The sequence below is a fragment of the Spirosoma liriopis genome, assembly GCF_023196085.1.
In the GTDB taxonomy this organism is placed as follows: Bacteria; Bacteroidota; Bacteroidia; order Cytophagales; family Spirosomataceae; genus Spirosoma; species Spirosoma oryzicola.
In genome coordinates, this window is sequence record NZ_JALPRF010000001.1 from 438,834 (window position 1) to 455,987 (window position 17,154).

Sequence of the window (17,154 nt, forward strand, 5' to 3'; positions counted from 1 at the left end):
TGACACCACTCATTAGGACTACCCCACTACACACCTAACACATTAGGCATAGAAACTAATTTCCGCTTTTTCAATAATATGCCATTTTTCACCTTGCAATTGCAATTTTCCGTCGGAAATCATGTGAATACGGCTGTTTGCTTCGGGTCGGGACTGGTAATTGCAGGCGTCGCTCAGGTACGAATAGGGATCACTAAGCGCTAGCCGCTGGGCTTCCGGATCGTCGGTCACGCGGAAGGTAGCCTGTGCTGGTCCCGTTGGCGTAATCACAAAGACCATTGGCCGGTTGGGCGTTTCGACCAAGCTGCTTACGCTAAAACCACCGGGTACATCGGCCGTGCGGGCGTACAGTTTTGACGGAAGCGTCTTGACCGGGGCAGACCGCTGCGATTGTGACGGCATTGGTGCAGCAGGGCGTTGAACAGGTTCGCTGGTAGCAACTACCGGTTGAGCGGGCGCGGGTCGCGGGGAAGGCGGTGGTGTCGATGCGACAGCGGGCTGTGCGGGGGCTGGCCGATGATCGACCCGAGCCGTTTGCTGTTCGCGAAGCTGCGCTAATTGGACTTCCAGAGCTTTCAACTTCGTAACCAATGCCCTATTATCCTGTTCTAGCGAAGTAACGCGTCCACTTACTTCGCGCATACTATCGGTGCTACCACTTGGGGATCGTCGCTCCGCATTAATTTTACTCCACGCCAACCGACTTTGCCACCAGAGCAGGACCAGACCAATGGTAGCGACAAGCGCAAGAATTAAAGCCAGATAGGTGTAGACGCTTGGTTTCGACGCTGCGCCTGCATCTTGAGTTTGCGCGACTACTGTGTCTTGAGCCTGCGCGACTACGCTGGCTGTCAGTCCGAGAACCAACAGCCAGCCTTTTTTGAATCGTTGCGTCATCATTCGGTTACGACTGATTTTTGGCAATGTATTTCGACAGTTCGTAGAGCGCGTTCTTTAGCGGCAGGAAAAAGAACGTTTCCGACAGCCGCGCATCGGCATCGCGTTCGATGGGCAGTTTAGCCAGCATGTAGCTATCGTGCAGTACGCTACTCCGGGTTACGTCCGAGCCAACCAGGAAGTCGTAGTAGTCCTGTGTCCGGCGAATACCAAAGTCACCGAGGAAAGCCGACACCGAGCTATTTTTTAACGTCTTTTCCAGGAAATCGCGCACATTTCGAAGTACGGAGTCGTGGAAATCGTTTTCGCCACCCACCACGTCCACGGTCGTTTCGTTGTAAGCGAACGAAATTGGGTGCGTTGGCTCGTTACCCCAATAGGCCGTTGTCTGGTTGCCCCGATACTGATCGCGGTCAGTAGCCGTCTGGTACAGAACCGCGCCGTTTGCCGTCGTCTCTTTCGGATTGTCGGTCAGCAGAATCTGGAAATTGGCGGGCACCGGCTTGGTCGTGTAAGCGGCAAACAACCGTTTAGTGTAATCGATCAGATCGCCCCGCGTACCGAGCAGGTTCAGGTACTGGCTACCCCGACCGGTGAACGTCAGGAAGCGCGGCAGATCGAGCGGTACACCGGCTTCCTGCTTTTCCTGCGATTCGATCAGCTGCACCAAGTGGTATATGATCGACGCGTAATGCAGGTACAGCACAATCAACAACGCGGGCTGCTGGTTCTGAATCGCTTTTGTAAACTGGAAATGATCGTCGTATTTGAACAGCAAGCTCACCACGTCTTCGGGCGACATCCGACGTTTAGGGTCCAGGAAAGCGTCCAGCGTCTGATCGGCTCCTGTTTTCTGACTTGATGGGTTGTTGCTCCGGTACGTCAGGAAGTTGGATACGAAGCCGTTATCCATCCGCCCCGACGGTGCCCCCGTTTCATCGAGCCCTCCACCCCAGATATCGTTGGCTGCAAACCGGAACGAGGTGTTGAAATACCGGCGCTGGCTCTGCGCAAAAAACATCAAATCCGACGTGCCCCCTCCGATATCGACGTTGACCGCATTGGCCGTCGGCAGAACGCCCTGCCGTTGCAGATAGAAGTACGGTGCCAGCGATTCCAGAATAGGTTCATCCTGAAAATAAGCCGTAGTACCAAATACCTCCTGCATCGCTTTGTTCCACTCGGCGGTCAGTCGGTTGCGCGTACGCCGGGTCATGCTCGACGGAGCCAGCCAGACGATTTTCGTCAGGGCCACATCGCCTTTGTTCTGCACAACCTTATGGCGAATCAAGAGCAGAAGCGTCTCGAAAAACGCCCGCACCCGCAAATCGTTCAGCGTATCGTTTGGCTTATTCTCGAATAACCATTTCAGTGTCGATACATAGCGGTTGTTCTCGCCCACCGTAACCTGTTCAAGGTCGATGTTGAAGCCGAGGTTCAGTTTCGTAAACAGGTAGTCGCCCCCCTGCGTAAGTCCCTCCCGCTCGTAAATGGTCGTCCGCAACGGAAAGGCAAAGGGTGTGCCCAATCTCGGATTTCGGCCAATGAGGGGTGGCACAAACTCGCGCCGGACCAGCGGCTCTAATTGCTCGAACGCTCCAAAGCTGCTCCGGACGCTGTACCGGTCATAATCCTTGCTAATTCCCGGTCCCGAATACGGCTTGTTGAGCAACACCATTTGCAGGTCATCTTCGGTAACGGTCAGTGCTTCTGGATCAGGTTTAGAACCGCCCTGATCCTTAACCAGGTAAGCTACGTGCGTATTCGACGTTCCAAAGTCAATCGCAAATGTAAACTCTTCGTAGCCCCGATTCGAAACCGTGATAAACTCCGGCAACACCATGCCCCGGTACGGAATGTCGTTGTTGGACAGCTGAATTTCGACCAGATCGAACGCTTCGTTGATCTTGTAATAATACGATGCGGGTCGTTCGCCTACTTTCGGACTGCGGGGCTGGGGTTTGCCACTCGTCAGCGCATGTTGGCTGACAACATCCTGGAACCGGTAGAAATTTGCCTGCGTTGCCTGCGACGTTGTACCGTCGGCCAGCAGAACCGTGTACCGATTCAGCGTTTGCTGGTCGGGAATCGTCAGTCGATAGAACGGGAAGAAACCCATGCCGACCGGTAGGTCGAGGACTTTTTCGGGTTCGTTCAGTTCGTACGTCTTCCGGAAGTCTACAAATCGTACGCTTTGCCCACGCACGGGTACTTTGAGCGTAACCGTAACGCGCTGGTCGCTGATGTCCAGCGTCAGGTAATTGCGCAGATCGTCGAGGGTAAAGAAATTGAAATATTCTTTTCGAACCGGCAGCAGAAAATCGCAATCCGCGCGGTTTGCCGTTCCGGTAAAGAACCGTTCGCTGTTGATTTTGAACGGCATCCGAATCAAAAAATCCTCCAGGAAATCGTCGGTCGAGACGAATGGATACTGCACGTTATCGACGCCCGGCAACCGACGGTCGGCCAGCAATCCGCCCGCGCTCAGATCGTTCAGCAGCGACGACGGAATAACGGTACGGGAATCCCAGTCAGTATTTTTGACGTATCGTCCGCGCACATCCATCCGCGAAGCCAGTGCCAAGGGAGGCCGCACGTTTGTTTTGACGCCGTTCTTGTTGGTTTCTTCTTTGTAGTAACCAACCGTTGGCAGCATCACAAAATCGCTGTTGCTTTCCACCTCCCGCAACACGTCGTCGGCCCGAACGCTGTAGAGCGGTAAGCCCGTCACGACCTGAAGCGTACTGAACCCTTCGATGTTGGTGCTGATCGGAATAAAATCATTGAGCGTTTTTCCGGCATCAACGGGTAGAGGATACGGATTGTCGCGGAACAGTTTGTCCAGAAATTTCATCAGACCACTGTTTTCCGGCAGCAGGTTTTTGTATTGCTCGAACAACCGGCTCAGGTACGTCACGAACGCCCGGTCACGATTTTCGAGGGGTACGTATTCTTGCTGAAACAACACCCGGCCCGTACTGCTCTTGGGTGGATCGAGAAACTTGTTCTGGCGTTCCTGCTCCCAGTTGGGCGACGTAAATACCAACGTCAGCGGTGATGTGCCGCCCAGCAACGCGCCTTTGTAGTAAATCAGCGTGAAGGTTTGCAGGTTAGCCAGATCGTGGCGCATGTCCAGTTCCAGCGCCTTCGCCAGTACCCGGTGCGGATGCCGCCGATTCGGCGCGTTGGGCAACGGTGCTTTTTGGTTCAACGCACCAAGCCGATCCGCGCGATTCCAGACCCGGTACGTCAGGTCAGGGCTGGCCCCGGCCTGGAACAACAGTTCGAGCAGATCAAGGCAGTGCGATACCAGCACATGGTACATGTTCGGCTGAGCCGGACGCAGGTCATTCATCACCAGCCGGAAAGCAGCATCAAACAGATACAACCGGGCAAACGGCGACGGAATGGAGGTACCCGCTTTGGCGGCCAGTCCTGCCTGATTCAGCAGGGTATCGGGGATGTGTTCAATGCGATTACCGACCAGCCCAACGGTTCCGCCCGTCCAGCCGAGGTGATTTTGTTCGACCACGTTCGGGTCGTTGTCAATGCGAAGGATATGGGGCATACTAAACTTTTCAGTTTACAAAATCCGGCCTACAGCCTTAGCGAGCTAGCGGTAGGCCAAACATTAGGTTTAAACAAGCTGCCGGTTGAGGTCACCGAGTTTTTGCATACACTTATCGGCGACGACCATCAATAGGTGCATCAGGCGCGTTTCGGGCTGCGGGTACTGGGCCAGGAGTTTTGGCTCGGCGTCGCCTGCTTCGTTCAGCAGGAAGCTTTCGTTGATTCCTTTGTCGCCGAAGCCCATGAAGGTTTTAGGCTCAATTTGTTTGGCACGGACCATTCCGTTGAAATCCGTCTGGAAATTGAACGGGTCGAATTTGCGGTCGTTATCAGCCATTTCAGACAGCCATTTCCGGAAATATTCACCCATAAACTTGGTCAGCGCCACGAAGTAGGTCCCACTGCCCAATTGCTGCTGCAAGCCCAGACTTTTGGCAAAAGACTCCCGCAGGTTCGCAGGTATGTACTCGGTGTAGAACTTACTGGCGTACGCAAACCGGATCATCGGCTGCATCACGTTGCGGTAGGTCGAGTCGGCGAAGTGAACGAAATCCAGTTGACGGTCGTCGCGCCGGAGGCCGTATTCGTAGTACGTTTTGGCACCAGCAAATTCACCCGCTCCACGGTTCGCAAAATCCAGGACCGTTTCAGCGGCCAGCAGTTCTACGATATGCGCGTTGTTGGCTTGTTTGACGCCACCTTCCACGTTCGCGTAAAGCTTAGCACCGGGTTTGTCACCGATGTAATACAGTGAGTCGAGGTGAATCTGATTCTGGTAGTACGACAGGGCCGCCTTCGTTTTTGAGTTGAAGCGGTTCTGGTCGATGGCGCTCTGCCCGTTTTCTTCCAGCGCGAAATACGGCATCACCGTAACGGCTCCTTTGCGGGCATTGCGAATCGGCATTTTCTGGCTCGGCTCCTGCAACAGCTTCACCAACTGCGGAAAGCCCGACGAACCGGTACCACCGAAGATCGAACTAATGATAAAAATCCGGTCCGTTTCGTTGTTGAACGCGCCGACGAAGTATTTGTAGAGGGCCGAATCTTCGAGGGCGTTGAATACGACGCTACCAATGTTCGGATTGCCTTTGAAACCAACCGACAGATCGAGCTTCAGCTCCGCGCTGGTGGGCCGGGCCGAATTGTCGTACAGCACTTTCAGCAATTCCCGGTCGATGTCGTCCATCGTGCTGACGTTCAAAAACTCCTCGAACGTACCCTGGTGCTCGGTTAATTGGGGTAGAAACGAATCGCCGATGCGTTCCTGCGTGGTTTCGCTCTGGAGCGTGCCCAGCGACTGGATTGGCGCGGCAAAGAAGGCCTGACTGTTCGGCGCGGCTCCGTTCGGATAAGCCGCATTGCGGATGGTCCGGTACAGTTCGACACCGTTGAGCGCACGGGCCGTATCGCCGTTCTGCATATCCATATCCAGCAGAATCGGGATGATTGTCAGATTATCGGGCACTTTGGCCCCGGCTGCCAGCATCATCGTTAGCGAACGTAATACCCGCGCACCTGTCCCGCCGATAGCAAAAACAAAAAGCTTCATCTTTTTACATGTTCAGCTTCCAGCTTTTTGTTTTCAGGCCGCGAAGCGATCATTCCCGTTTACGCCAGCCTGAAAACCAAACCCTGAAAACTAGTGTCAACTACGATTTAAAACGGGGTGTACCGGGCAAACTTTGAACCGCGCCGGAAGAGTAGCGAAAAACCGAAAAACAACAGCCCCGCCAGAATTAAGTTAACTCCACCGAAACCAAGCATATAGCTGTCCGCTTCAGGCTCGCCGGTTGCATCTTTCGCGTAACTGACAGCCAGCGAAAAGGCGATAATCAGAGCGACAACCAGCGTAATGATCCAATGACTGGTTCGGTGAAAAACGGCCTGCCAACGGCCAAGTAACAGATAGAAGGTGGCCGCTAACGCCAGCATAATCACCACTGTCAGTAAGCCGACAGGCGTAAAAACAGTGTTGCGATACGTTGGGTCAGGGTTTTTGCCGATCAGCAATTCGTACAAAGCAGTGAACATGGGGCTTGTTTATTGTTCGAGGGTAAGATTCAGTTGAAGAAACGATTTATCATTGCCGGAACGGGTTTCGTACGCATCGCGGACGCCATTCATCAGGTGTTCAAGCGCAAATGTTTTCCCTTCCCGACCGGCTGCGGTACGGTCGTCCATCGTCGATTGATTCAAGTACCACGTATCGTACCGAACGGGCAGTTTGATCGTAACGGGCGTTTTTGGCTCAAACAGCTGCGTTACCCGAAACGTCAGCACGTGCGTGGCTTCGCTCAGCATTTTCGCTTCGTTCGTTTTTAGCTTTTCCGTGTCTTTGACAGCATCCTTGGGTTCGATCCGGAGTAGTTTCACCCCCGCATTACCCGCCGACACGTTTAGATTTTTGGTCAGGTAGGCTTCAGTCTGGGCGTAGGAAGGCAAGCCGCTCAGGTTAACGCCGATGGCAAATTCTGCTGACCGGTCCGTTCGCACACCCTTAAGATTGGTGATACGCGGCTCATCGGCGTTCCAGTTTTCGCCTTTCCGGTTTAGGGTGTAAAACAGATCGTAGTCCGTAATCGTACCGGTTCCGCCAAAGTCAAGCTGCTTATCGGGCTTTGTAGTCAGCGTGGCCTGTAGTTTCTGATTGAACAGGTTCAGAACGCGCTGTTTGCCGATCACCCAGATATAAAACGGTCGCGATTCGCCGTTTAGCTTCTGCTTTTTGTTCTGGTAATCGTAGTACGTCCCGTTGAAAGCCGACGAAAAGGCGTAGACCGTCGCGTTGATCGTATCTTTGCTCAACTGAGCGAACTGCCGGTTGATTTCGTTTTTCAGCACGCTCGATGCGTCCGTGGCGTTGATCTGCGGATTTTTCTTGATGTCTTCGTCGGGAAACGATAGAATACAATCCGACACCAGCAAGGCGACGCTGTTGTTACGCGCTTTTTCGCCTACCTGCCGGAAAATCGTGTGCAATTCGGAACTACGGGCGTTTGCCAGCGGAACCGTCGCCAGACTCGTCACGAATTTATCAACGTCGCCGGGATACGCCTGCGCTTCGGTGCTGATGGTATAAAGGGCGAGGGGTTTACGAACCGGCTCGATCTGGCTGAGCTTGTTCGCAAATTCGGAAACGATATTTTTGAACTCGGTACTACCGTTTAGATAGCCACCCATACTAGCCGACGTTTCCAGAAAAAAATTAATCTGGTTAATGGTATCGGCTTTGACAGTAGGCGTTTCCTCTTCTTTTGGAGCCAGATTACAGCTCTGCAAAAAGGTGGCCAGCCCTACGCCCAACAGCAGGTTATACCAGCCTATTCGTGTGCGGATCATGAATAATTTTTTCGTCATTACGAGAATGTGTGCGGGGCAAAAGTACCAAACAGCCCCGTTCTCTACCCTCCGTTCTGGCGGAGAGCTTTAATTTTTCTTAAAATTCTACTTAAGGTAACGAAGCACACAGCCATTTTATGTCAGCCGGTACAGTTTAACGATGAACGGACGTTTACCTTTGTAGTCTGATTGCATTTGATATGACGCTCCGCCATTTTGTAATACTTTTTTTACTGTCGCTTCCGATTCTTCTCCAAAATTGTGCTCAGGTTGCTCAGCCACCCGGTGGCAAGAAAGATACCCTTGCGCCCACGCTGGTGAGCAGTATGCCTGCCGCCCGTCAACTGAACTACACCGGCAAGTCGGTCGAACTGGAATTTGACGAGTACGTCAACACCGAAAATATCCAGCAGAAAATTACGATCACCCCGCAGGACAGCAACACATTCGTCGTGAAAGTGCTGCCCAAAGGGTTACGCCTGAACTTCAACCGACCGTTTCAGCCAAACACAACCTACACCATTAACTTTTCTGACGGCATAAAGGATATCACCGAACGAAATATTGCGAAAGATGCGAAGATTGTGTTCAGCACCGGTCCGGCTATCGACTCGCTGTATCTGAGCGGTAACGTTGTAGACGACGAAAGCCGATTACCCATTCTGAACTTCGTAGTGGGTCTGTTTGCGCCAACCGACACCCTACCGATCAACCGCAAGCGCCCCGCCTATTACGCCCGAACGGACAGCAGCGGAAACTACCGCATCGAAAACGTGAAAGCCGGTCAGTACAAGGTGTACGGCTTCGACGATAAAGATTTGAATCTGGTCAACAATACCCCCGGTGAGCGGGTCGCTTTCCGCGATAGTGTAGTGAATCTGAATCGCAACTATACCGACGTTAACATGATCGCTTTTCGGGGCTACGGTAAGCCCCGCATCAGCCGACGCGAACGCACCGACGAAACGTTGGGTCTGGAATTAAGCAGCGGTATTGCCAGCTACAAGCTACTGTTCGGGAAAATGGTACCAGTAACATCAGCCACATCCACGGCGGCCACATCCACGGCGGCTTCGACTTCTGCCACATCGACGACCGCAGCACCCAAATCTACGTCGGCCGTCTCCACGGCGGCTTTTTCCACGACGGCCACATCCACGTCGGCCACATCCACGTCGGCGGTATCAATGACCTTCGTGCCGTCTGGCGATACGCTTGTGTCGTTTCTGGAAAGCCCCAAGATGATCCGGTTGTTTCGTCCGGCCAACCGGGCGGCCAACGATACGATCAATATGGTGGTCATGGCCCAAGATTCGGTTGGCAACATCACGGAATTGAGGGAACGGGTGTATTTTTCGCCGATCAAGTCACGCGCTAAAGACCGCCGACCCCTCACGGTTCAGGTGTCGCCCCAGGCCAGCGACCCCATCGACAACAACCTGGATTTTAAGCTTCAGTTCTCTAAACCGGTTTTTCGGTATTTCACCGAACTTATCGTCATTGGCCCTGATAGTACCAAGCCGTACAAATTTACGCCGGAAGAACTGGTATGGAGTAACAGTTTCAGTCAACTGGAAATCAAACGAAAAACAAACCTTAAGGATACGCTTATTTTCAGGCTCCAGAAAGGCTCATTCATTAGTGTGCAGGGCGATACACTCGCCCGCTACAACGCCCGCTACCGAATTGCGGAGGAAGATAGCTACGGCCTGATTGCGGGCCGCGTCAATCGACCCGATAAAAATTTCATCGTTGAGCTTCTGGACGAAAAATACACGGTTGTTCGAACGGCGTATGGAGCAACCAATTACAGCTTTCCACGGCTTAAACCGGGGCGCTACCGGGTCCGGCTGATCATCGACGCCAACGGCAACCGAAAGCGCGACATCGGCAATGTGCAGAAAGGAATTCAGCCCGAAACGATTATTTACCATCCCGGTGCCGAAGAAGGTGGTATTATTCCCCTCAAACAGAACTTCGAGCTAACGGATATTGATTTCTGAGTGCCGGGCATTCAGACAAGCGTTGCCGGATTTCGAGCGCGGCCCCGTACCTTTGCACTGCTTTGCTCCGGTGAAGCATAAACCGCATTACTTTACAGCATCGTGTACGTTAAGCCTAAAAAAGAACTCGGTCAGCATTTTTTGAAAGATCTCAGCATTGCCCAGCGCATTGCTGAACTGCTGTCTGGACACGGAAATTACACAAAAGCCCTCGAAATCGGGCCGGGCATGGGTGTACTGACGCAGTATCTTTTGACCGACACCCGATTTGAGACGTACGTTATTGAAATCGACCGCGAATCCGTCGATTACCTGAAACAGCATTTCCCGAAGCTGGAAGGGCATATTCTGGCATCCGATTTTCTGAATATCCGTCCCGATCTGCTTCCTACCAAGCAACCGGACAATACAGAACCGTTTGCGGTGATCGGCAATTTCCCGTACAATATCTCAACGCAGATTCTCTTCAAAGTACTCGACATGCGCAACCGCGTGCCGGAGCTGGTGGGTATGTTCCAGCGCGAAGTGGCTCAGCGGGTGGCGTCGGGACCGGGCAACAAAGACTACGGGATTCTGAGCGTATTGCTTCAGGCCTGGTACGACATTAAGTACGAATTTACGGTTGCACCGGATGTGTTCAATCCGCCACCCAAAGTGCATTCGGGCGTTATTTCGCTTCGACGCAATGACAAAACGGATCTCGGCTGCGACGAACGTAAATTCGTTCAGGTTGTCAAACACGGGTTCAGCCAGCGCCGAAAAACTCTCCGCAATGCCCTCAAACCACTCAACCCGACCGAAGCGGCCCTTTCCAGTTCGTTTATGGACAAGCGTGCTGAGCAGTTGAGTGTAGCCGATTTTATCCAGCTGACCCAGTTAATGATGACGACGGAGTGATAAATGATGAATTGACGAAAACAAGGTGGTCAGATTCACCATTCATACGTTATCATTCATGATTCATCGACGGAGCCGTGACTTTCGAACTTACCAAAGATTATCTTGATCATATCCAATCAGCGATTGAAGCGGGCGACGACACACTGCTTCGTACTGAGATGGAAGAACTGTTTCCCGCCGATATTTCGGGAATCCTGTACGAACTAGAACCGGAACCGGCCCATTACCTGCTCAGCCTGCTCGACAAACCCGTTGGCGCGGAGATTCTGGCGAATCTCGACCCAACGGATCGTACGAACCTGCTCAAAACGTTTACCTCCGAAGAGCTGGCTCCGTTCATTAACCAGATGGACTCCGATGATGCCGTTGACCTACTCAACGAGCAGCCTATTCAGGTACGCGAAGAAGTAATCGGTCTGCTGGAAGACCGGGAGCAAGCCCGTTTTATTCTGGATCTGCTGCACTACGACGACAGCGTAGCGGGCGGCCTAATGCAGAAAGAGTTGATCAAAATAAACGTCAACCTGACAGTCAATGCCTGCATTGAAGAAATTCGCCAGCAAGCAGAAGACGTTGAAAATGTGTATGCTGTGTACGTCGTCGACGATGTTGGCAAACTACTGGGGCTGGTTTCGTTAAAAAAAATCGTGCTCGCGCGCAAGACCACGAGAATCGACGATATCTACGATGATGACGTTGTATTCGTGGAGACCTACCGCCCCGTTACGGAAGTGGCCGAAGTGATGCGGAAATACGACTTAGACGCCATTCCGGTGGTGAACATCCAGCAGCGCTTACTGGGCCGGATTACGATTGACGATGTGGTTGACGTAATTACCGAACAGGCCGAAGAAGACATTCAGGTTATTTCGGGTCTTTCGGGGGAAGTCGAGGAAGACGACAACATCTGGCAGCGCTCAAAAATTCAGTTGCCCTGGCTTGTAGCGGGCGCCGTCGGTAGTTTGCTGGCAGCCACGGTTATCAACGGCTTTCAAAGCGAACTGGGCAAGGTTTCGGCCCTGGCGGCTTTTATTCCGATCATTGGCTCGACGGGCGGTAACGTTGGCATTCAAACCTCATCGCTGATTTTACAAAGCCTGGCCGACACATCGGGACTGAGCACAACCATCGCCAAACGGCTCCTGCGAACCTTACTGGTAGCCATCATCAATGGGTTGGTAGTTGGCTTGATCGCCGGAACGTACACCTTTCTCATTGGTGAACCCCGCCTGTTTTTTGTCGTCGCCACGTCCTTGCTGGCCGTTGTATTGCTGGCTTCCTTCATGGGTACGATAACGCCATTGCTTCTCAACCGAATCGGTATCAATCCGGCAGTAGCTTCGGGACCATTCATCACGACCGCAAATGACCTGATTGGGATCGGCGTTTACTTCATGATTGCCCAGTGGCTGCTCACCGAAGTTTAGTATCCATATTCCTTTTACGCAATCCTCTTTTTCCCTATGCTTGCCGTTATTCAGCGCGTTTCCCAGGCATCCGTTACCATTGACAATACCGTTAAAGGTCAGATCGGAACCGGTTTTCTGATTTTGCTTGGCATCACTCACACCGACTCTCGTGAGGATGTGGAGTGGCTTAGTAAGAAGATTGTTGGGATGCGCATCTTCAACGATGCCGATGATAAAATGAATCTCGACCTGACGACCGTTGGCGGAGACATTCTACTCATCAGTCAGTTTACGCTTCACGCCAGCACCAAAAAAGGCAATCGTCCTAGTTTCATCGAAGCCGCCCGGCCTAAAGTAGCCATACCACTTTATGAAGCCATGATTAGCCAGTTGACGACAGACCTCGGAAAGCCGATTCAGACGGGCGAATTTGGAGCGGACATGAAAGTATCGTTGCTCAACGACGGTCCGGTTACGATTGTGATCGACTCTAAAAACAGGATTTAACTTGGCGCTATCGTCAATAAACCGTCTCCCGTTGTCGGGTTCAGCCTGACAGCGAACGATGTAACTGCCGGTGTTTTCCTATCGCTAAATTTTAGGTACTACGAAACCAAATTCGACGTTCGTTTCCTAAAAACAATTACTTTTACTTAAACAGCCCATTGTTCATGCCACTCACTTTCCGTGAAGGCATAGCCATGTCAGCCGAATGGATTTTCTACCCTCTGACCTTACTGCCTATGCCGAAGCGCACACGTCGCCCGAAAGCGATTTGCTGCGCCAGCTTAACCGAAACACCCGTGCCCATGTCATGGCCCCCCGAATGTTGTCGGGGCATGTGCAGGGGCGATTCCTGTCGATGATTTCCTGGATGATCCGGCCCCGGCGTATTCTCGAAATCGGTACATACACGGGTTATTCAGCGCTGTGTCTTGCGGAAGGGCTGACCGACGACGGTAAACTAATCACCATCGACCATAACGAAGAGCTTGAGGATTTTGCCCGTTCCTACTGGCAGCAATCGCCGTTGAGCGCTAAAATCGACTTTTATCTGGGGCAGGCTTCGGCTATTATTCCAACCCTCGACGAAACCTTCGATCTGGTTTTTATTGACGCCGACAAGCGCAACAATGCGCTGTATTTTGATCTGATTATCGACAAACTTCGACCGGGCGGTTTTATTTTGGCGGACAATGTCTTGTGGAGTGGCAAGGTTGTTGAGCCCATAAAACTGTCTGATCGCGATACCCCTCTTGTCCTGGCTTTTAACCAAAAGGTTCAGGACGACCCGCGCGTCGAAAACGTGCTGTTGCCCGTCCGCGACGGGATTATGCTGATCCGCAAACGCTGACTTACGATTGACCAAACAAACCGCCGAAGCGGTACGCAGACTTTATGAGAACATTGACGTATTCCTTCACCCTTCTATTCACGCTAATTAGCCTGATTGCAACGGCTCAAACATCAACATCGATACCGGTTGTACCCGAACAGGTAACGTTTGCTGACATTTCGGTCCGGTTCGATCCCGATGCCCGACGCATCATCCAGCAGGATGTCAACGCGCTGCTCTCTAACCGACAATACTGGACCGCCAAACTGGACCGGATAGCGTTGTATTTTCCGATGATCGAAGCAATTCTGATCGACGAGGACGTACCAACGGACTTCAAATACCTGGCCGTTCAGGAAAGCTCACTTATACCCGACGCCGTGTCAACATCGATGGCGGTTGGCTACTGGCAGTTCAAGCGCGAAACCGCAACCGACCACGGATTGCGCGTGGACGACGAGATTGATGAACGGAAAAGCATTACGGCTTCGACCCACGGTGCCGCAAAATATTTGAAGCGAAGCAATACACAGTTCAACAACTGGGTCGCTTCGCTGTACTCTTATTACCTCGGCACCGGCGGTATTTCCAAATTGATTCCTCCCGATTGGTCCTACGCCCGCGAAGTGGCGCTCGATGGCCGTACGGACCGCTACATCCTACGCTTCTTCGCCCACAAACTTGCGATTGAAAATGCCCTGAAATTTCACCAGGCTGGCAATCAGTTCGCCTTGATCGAATACGGTAACGGCGGGGGCAAAACACTGAAATCCATTGCCGAAGAGCTGGGAGTCGATGAATTTGAATTGCGAAAATACAACCGTTGGGTACAGGGCGAAAGCGTCCCAACCGACAAAGCCTACGTGATGGCAATCCCCGTTGCCAACAACCAGATTAATGACATCCGCCAGAAAATTGTCAACGTCGGCGACAAAAAACGACCTGATTTTGTCCAGAACGACGTTGGATTTCCGGTGTTGCGTCGGGTAACAACCGGTCGGACTAGCAAAAGCGATCCAATTCTGTACGAAATCAACGGTTTACCCGGTATTCAGGCCCAGGCCGGAGACAACAGTGCGTCATTGGCGCGCAAGGCTAAAATCAGCCTGTCGAGCTTCCTGCGCTACAATGATATGAACGAACAGGACCCGATCATTGTCAACGACGTGTATTACTTGGCGAAGAAGATGAAAAAGGCACTGGTTCCTTTCCATACCGTTCGTCAGGATGAAACCTCACGCAGTATTTCGCAACGCTACGGTATCCGGCTTAAGAAACTGATGCGTTATAACCGGCTCGACCGCCTTCAGAAGCTGACGGTAGGTCGGGTGATGTGGCTTCGCGAGCGCCGGCCCGCCAACAAACCCGTTGAGATTATCAATACCCCAACACCACCGGTTTACGATCAGACACCTACCCCCCCTACCCGAACCGAGGCAACGGTAGCCGACCGCGCGCCAGCAGAAAGAACCAACCCGAATCGGTCGGTAGATGGACTGGGAAATGTTCCCCGGAACGCGTCGGAGCGCAAAATGTACCAGCCAAAACTGGTTGGTGGCGGTGTCACGCCGAATGATGGAACGTCGGAACCGGCCACAGCCCCCCGGCCCGAACCTACGCGCACAGTGACGAGTCCATCGTTCGAAAGCCCAGCCCCCAGCAGTCAGCCCGCGTCAACTCAACCCAATCGGTCAACGAACAACGAAGGCTCGCAACGTGTAGTAATCGTTCGTACGCCCGACTCCTCCGAACCACCACGCACGGTTCCGGTTGCAACCACTCCAGAGCGCGAACAACCGGCTGCACCCGTTGCGGAGCGCGCTACAGATTCGCCCGTTGCAGCGCCCAAGGCGACAAAGTCGTCGGATACGTATGCCAGCAATCGTCCGGTCAGAACAGCCCCAGCGCCGGAACCCGAACGGGGTTCTTACGAAGGTCCGCGCGAACAGCAGGCCGATGGCTCATTGACCATTCCATCGACTCCGCCCGCCCGCTCTGGTTCACCAGCCGTGGTGAAGAACGAAACCCGCTCGACTCCGCCCGCCGAGAAGCCACTCCCCGAACCCGTAAAGCCGTCGGCATCGGTCATGAATCGTCCAGCGACACCAGCGGCTACAAGCACCAATCGGACGGCTTCGACGCACACGGTAGAACCCGGTCAGACCTATTACAGTATTTCAAAACTCTATGGTCTCACGGTTGATCAATTATTGACCCTAAATGACCTGACAGCCAACGACGGACTGAGAGTTGGTCAACAGTTGGTCGTCAAAAAAGCAGCGGGTAGCCCGGTCGCGTCGGCACCAACCAAATCGGCAGCGACGGCATCCCAGGGAACCGCTACCTACCATACCGTTGCAAAAGGTGAAACAATGTTCCGCATTTCGAAACAGTACGGCGTCAGCATCGAACAGATTCAGGAGTGGAATAACCTAACGGATAACACCGTTAAGGAAGGCCAACGGATCAAAATAGTGAAGTAGCCCAACGGAACGTCATCAAATCAACAGAGCCGCCCTTATGGTTAGGGGCGGCTTTGTCGTTTATCGTGTGTATCTTTACGTAAGAAAACAATCGTTCGGGAGCAGATACCAGTAAGGGTCGTTCAATCCTTTTCCTGAGCTATTTAACGAGCGCGGTCTAAAAGCCGCGTCTGATTCAATACAGCGGTTTTGAGCCGCGTCATAGTTATGATTCTGATTGATAATACGTGCATCAGCGACGACGTTGCCGAAAAGTTTTTTGTCTGCAACTTAGATAAATGCAAAGGAGCCTGCTGCGTTGAGGGCGACATGGGCGCTCCACTCGAAGGCGACGAACCGGCTATTCTGGACCGGATTTTTAATGATGTAAAACCGTATCTGTCGCCGGAAGGCATACGGGAAATAGAGCTGCGCGGGGGATACGAATCCGACGGCGACGGCGGTTTTGTCACGAACACCGTGGGTGGTCGGGAGTGCGTATACGCCACCTGGAACGAACGGGGTATTTTGAAATGCGGTATTGAGGAAGCTTACAACGACGGAAAAGTTGATTGGAAGAAGCCCATATCCTGCCACCTGTATCCAATTCGCGTTACCAAATACGAATCGTTCCATGCGCTCAACTACGACCGCTGGCCGATTTGTAGTCCAGCCTGTGGTTTCGGCGAACAGCTAAACGTTCCTATTTACAAGTTTGTCCGTGAAGCCCTGGTCCGAGCTTACGGCGAGGAATGGTACGGTCAGCTAACGAAAGCCATTGAGGAAAAAGAATAGTGTATGTGATCTGTTGGCTGATCGGCCTAGTCGTTAGCCAACAGGTTTCTGTCTATATGCCTGAACAGCGCAACTATTTTGAGGAAGTGTACGAAGTCGTGCGGCTGGTTCCGAAAGGACGCGTAACGACGTACGGCGCTATTGCTCGTTATCTGAGTTTACGGGCCGGTGCCCGCATGGTTGGCTGGGCCATGAACGGCAGCCACAACTATCCGAATGTACCGGCACACCGGGTTGTCAATAGCGTCGGCGTGCTGTCGGGTAAGCATTTTTTCGGTGGTCCAACCATTATGCAGCAACTGCTGGAAGATGAAGGCGTAGCGGTAGTTGACGACCGGGTAGTCGATTTTGAAAAGCGGCTTTGGGACCCTTCTCTAGAACTGACCCTCTAGCCAGCACTTCGCCGTTGGGTCAAACTCACCCGGTTTCTCACATGAATTTAA

13 protein-coding genes are annotated in these 17,154 nt (G+C 52.7%); 8 read left to right on the top strand and 5 right to left on the bottom strand.

Annotated features, from left to right (window positions below):
• Positions 1–42 precede the first annotated feature (42 nt).
• From M0L20_RS01870 to M0L20_RS01890, 5 genes are all read right to left on the bottom strand, one after another.
• A complete protein-coding gene (locus tag M0L20_RS01870) occupies positions 43–900 on the bottom strand; it encodes a hypothetical protein (RefSeq protein ID WP_248475370.1) in 858 nt (285 codons plus the stop codon).
• A 4-nt stretch (positions 901–904) separates the two neighbouring features.
• The gene (locus M0L20_RS01875; protein WP_248475371.1) at positions 905–4,465 is read right to left on the bottom strand and encodes a hypothetical protein; all 3,561 of its coding nucleotides are present in this window, start codon (positions 4,463–4,465) and stop codon (positions 905–907) included.
• A gap of 69 nt (positions 4,466–4,534) precedes the next feature.
• Positions 4,535–6,016 carry a hypothetical protein gene (locus tag M0L20_RS01880; protein WP_232559127.1) on the bottom strand — a complete coding sequence of 494 codons (1,482 nt, stop codon included), beginning with the start codon at positions 6,014–6,016 and terminating at the stop codon, positions 4,535–4,537.
• 107 nt (positions 6,017–6,123) lie between these two features.
• Positions 6,124–6,498, bottom strand: a complete 375-nt coding sequence (locus tag M0L20_RS01885) for a hypothetical protein (RefSeq protein ID WP_248475372.1) — start codon at positions 6,496–6,498, stop codon at positions 6,124–6,126.
• A gap of 9 nt (positions 6,499–6,507) precedes the next feature.
• A complete protein-coding gene (locus M0L20_RS01890; protein WP_248475373.1) occupies positions 6,508–7,806 on the bottom strand; it encodes a hypothetical protein in 1,299 nt (432 codons plus the stop codon).
• A 200-nt stretch (positions 7,807–8,006) separates the two neighbouring features.
• Here M0L20_RS01890 and M0L20_RS01895 point away from each other — a divergent pair, with 200 nt between their 5' ends.
• The 8 genes from M0L20_RS01895 (at position 8,007) to M0L20_RS01930 (ending at position 17,103) form a co-directional block, all read left to right on the top strand.
• Positions 8,007–9,809, top strand: a complete 1,803-nt coding sequence (locus M0L20_RS01895; protein ID WP_248475374.1) for an Ig-like domain-containing domain — start codon at positions 8,007–8,009, stop codon at positions 9,807–9,809.
• Between the two features lie 102 nt (positions 9,810–9,911).
• Entirely contained in the window at positions 9,912–10,706 is a 795-nt protein-coding gene (gene rsmA, locus M0L20_RS01900) for a 16S rRNA (adenine(1518)-N(6)/adenine(1519)-N(6))-dimethyltransferase RsmA (protein WP_248475375.1), read from the top strand.
• Positions 10,707–10,783: 77 nt separating this feature from the next.
• Positions 10,784–12,136, top strand: coding sequence for a magnesium transporter (gene mgtE, locus M0L20_RS01905; RefSeq protein WP_232559132.1), 1,353 nt, complete (start codon positions 10,784–10,786; stop codon positions 12,134–12,136).
• A 36-nt stretch (positions 12,137–12,172) separates the two neighbouring features.
• Positions 12,173–12,625, top strand: a complete 453-nt coding sequence (gene dtd, locus M0L20_RS01910; RefSeq protein ID WP_248475376.1) for a D-aminoacyl-tRNA deacylase — start codon at positions 12,173–12,175, stop codon at positions 12,623–12,625.
• A gap of 205 nt (positions 12,626–12,830) precedes the next feature.
• Complete coding sequence (locus M0L20_RS01915; protein ID WP_248475377.1) at positions 12,831–13,472, top strand: O-methyltransferase; 642 nt, start codon at positions 12,831–12,833, stop codon at positions 13,470–13,472.
• A gap of 44 nt (positions 13,473–13,516) precedes the next feature.
• Complete coding sequence (locus tag M0L20_RS01920; protein WP_248475378.1) at positions 13,517–15,937, top strand: LysM peptidoglycan-binding domain-containing protein; 2,421 nt, start codon at positions 13,517–13,519, stop codon at positions 15,935–15,937.
• 207 nt (positions 15,938–16,144) lie between these two features.
• Complete coding sequence (locus M0L20_RS01925) at positions 16,145–16,711, top strand: DUF3109 family protein (protein WP_248475379.1); 567 nt, start codon at positions 16,145–16,147, stop codon at positions 16,709–16,711.
• Positions 16,712–16,767: 56 nt separating this feature from the next.
• Positions 16,768–17,103 (top strand): MGMT family protein, encoded by a 336-nt coding sequence (locus M0L20_RS01930; RefSeq protein ID WP_232559137.1) that lies wholly within the window; start codon positions 16,768–16,770, stop codon positions 17,101–17,103.
• Positions 17,104–17,154: the final 51 nt, after the last annotated feature.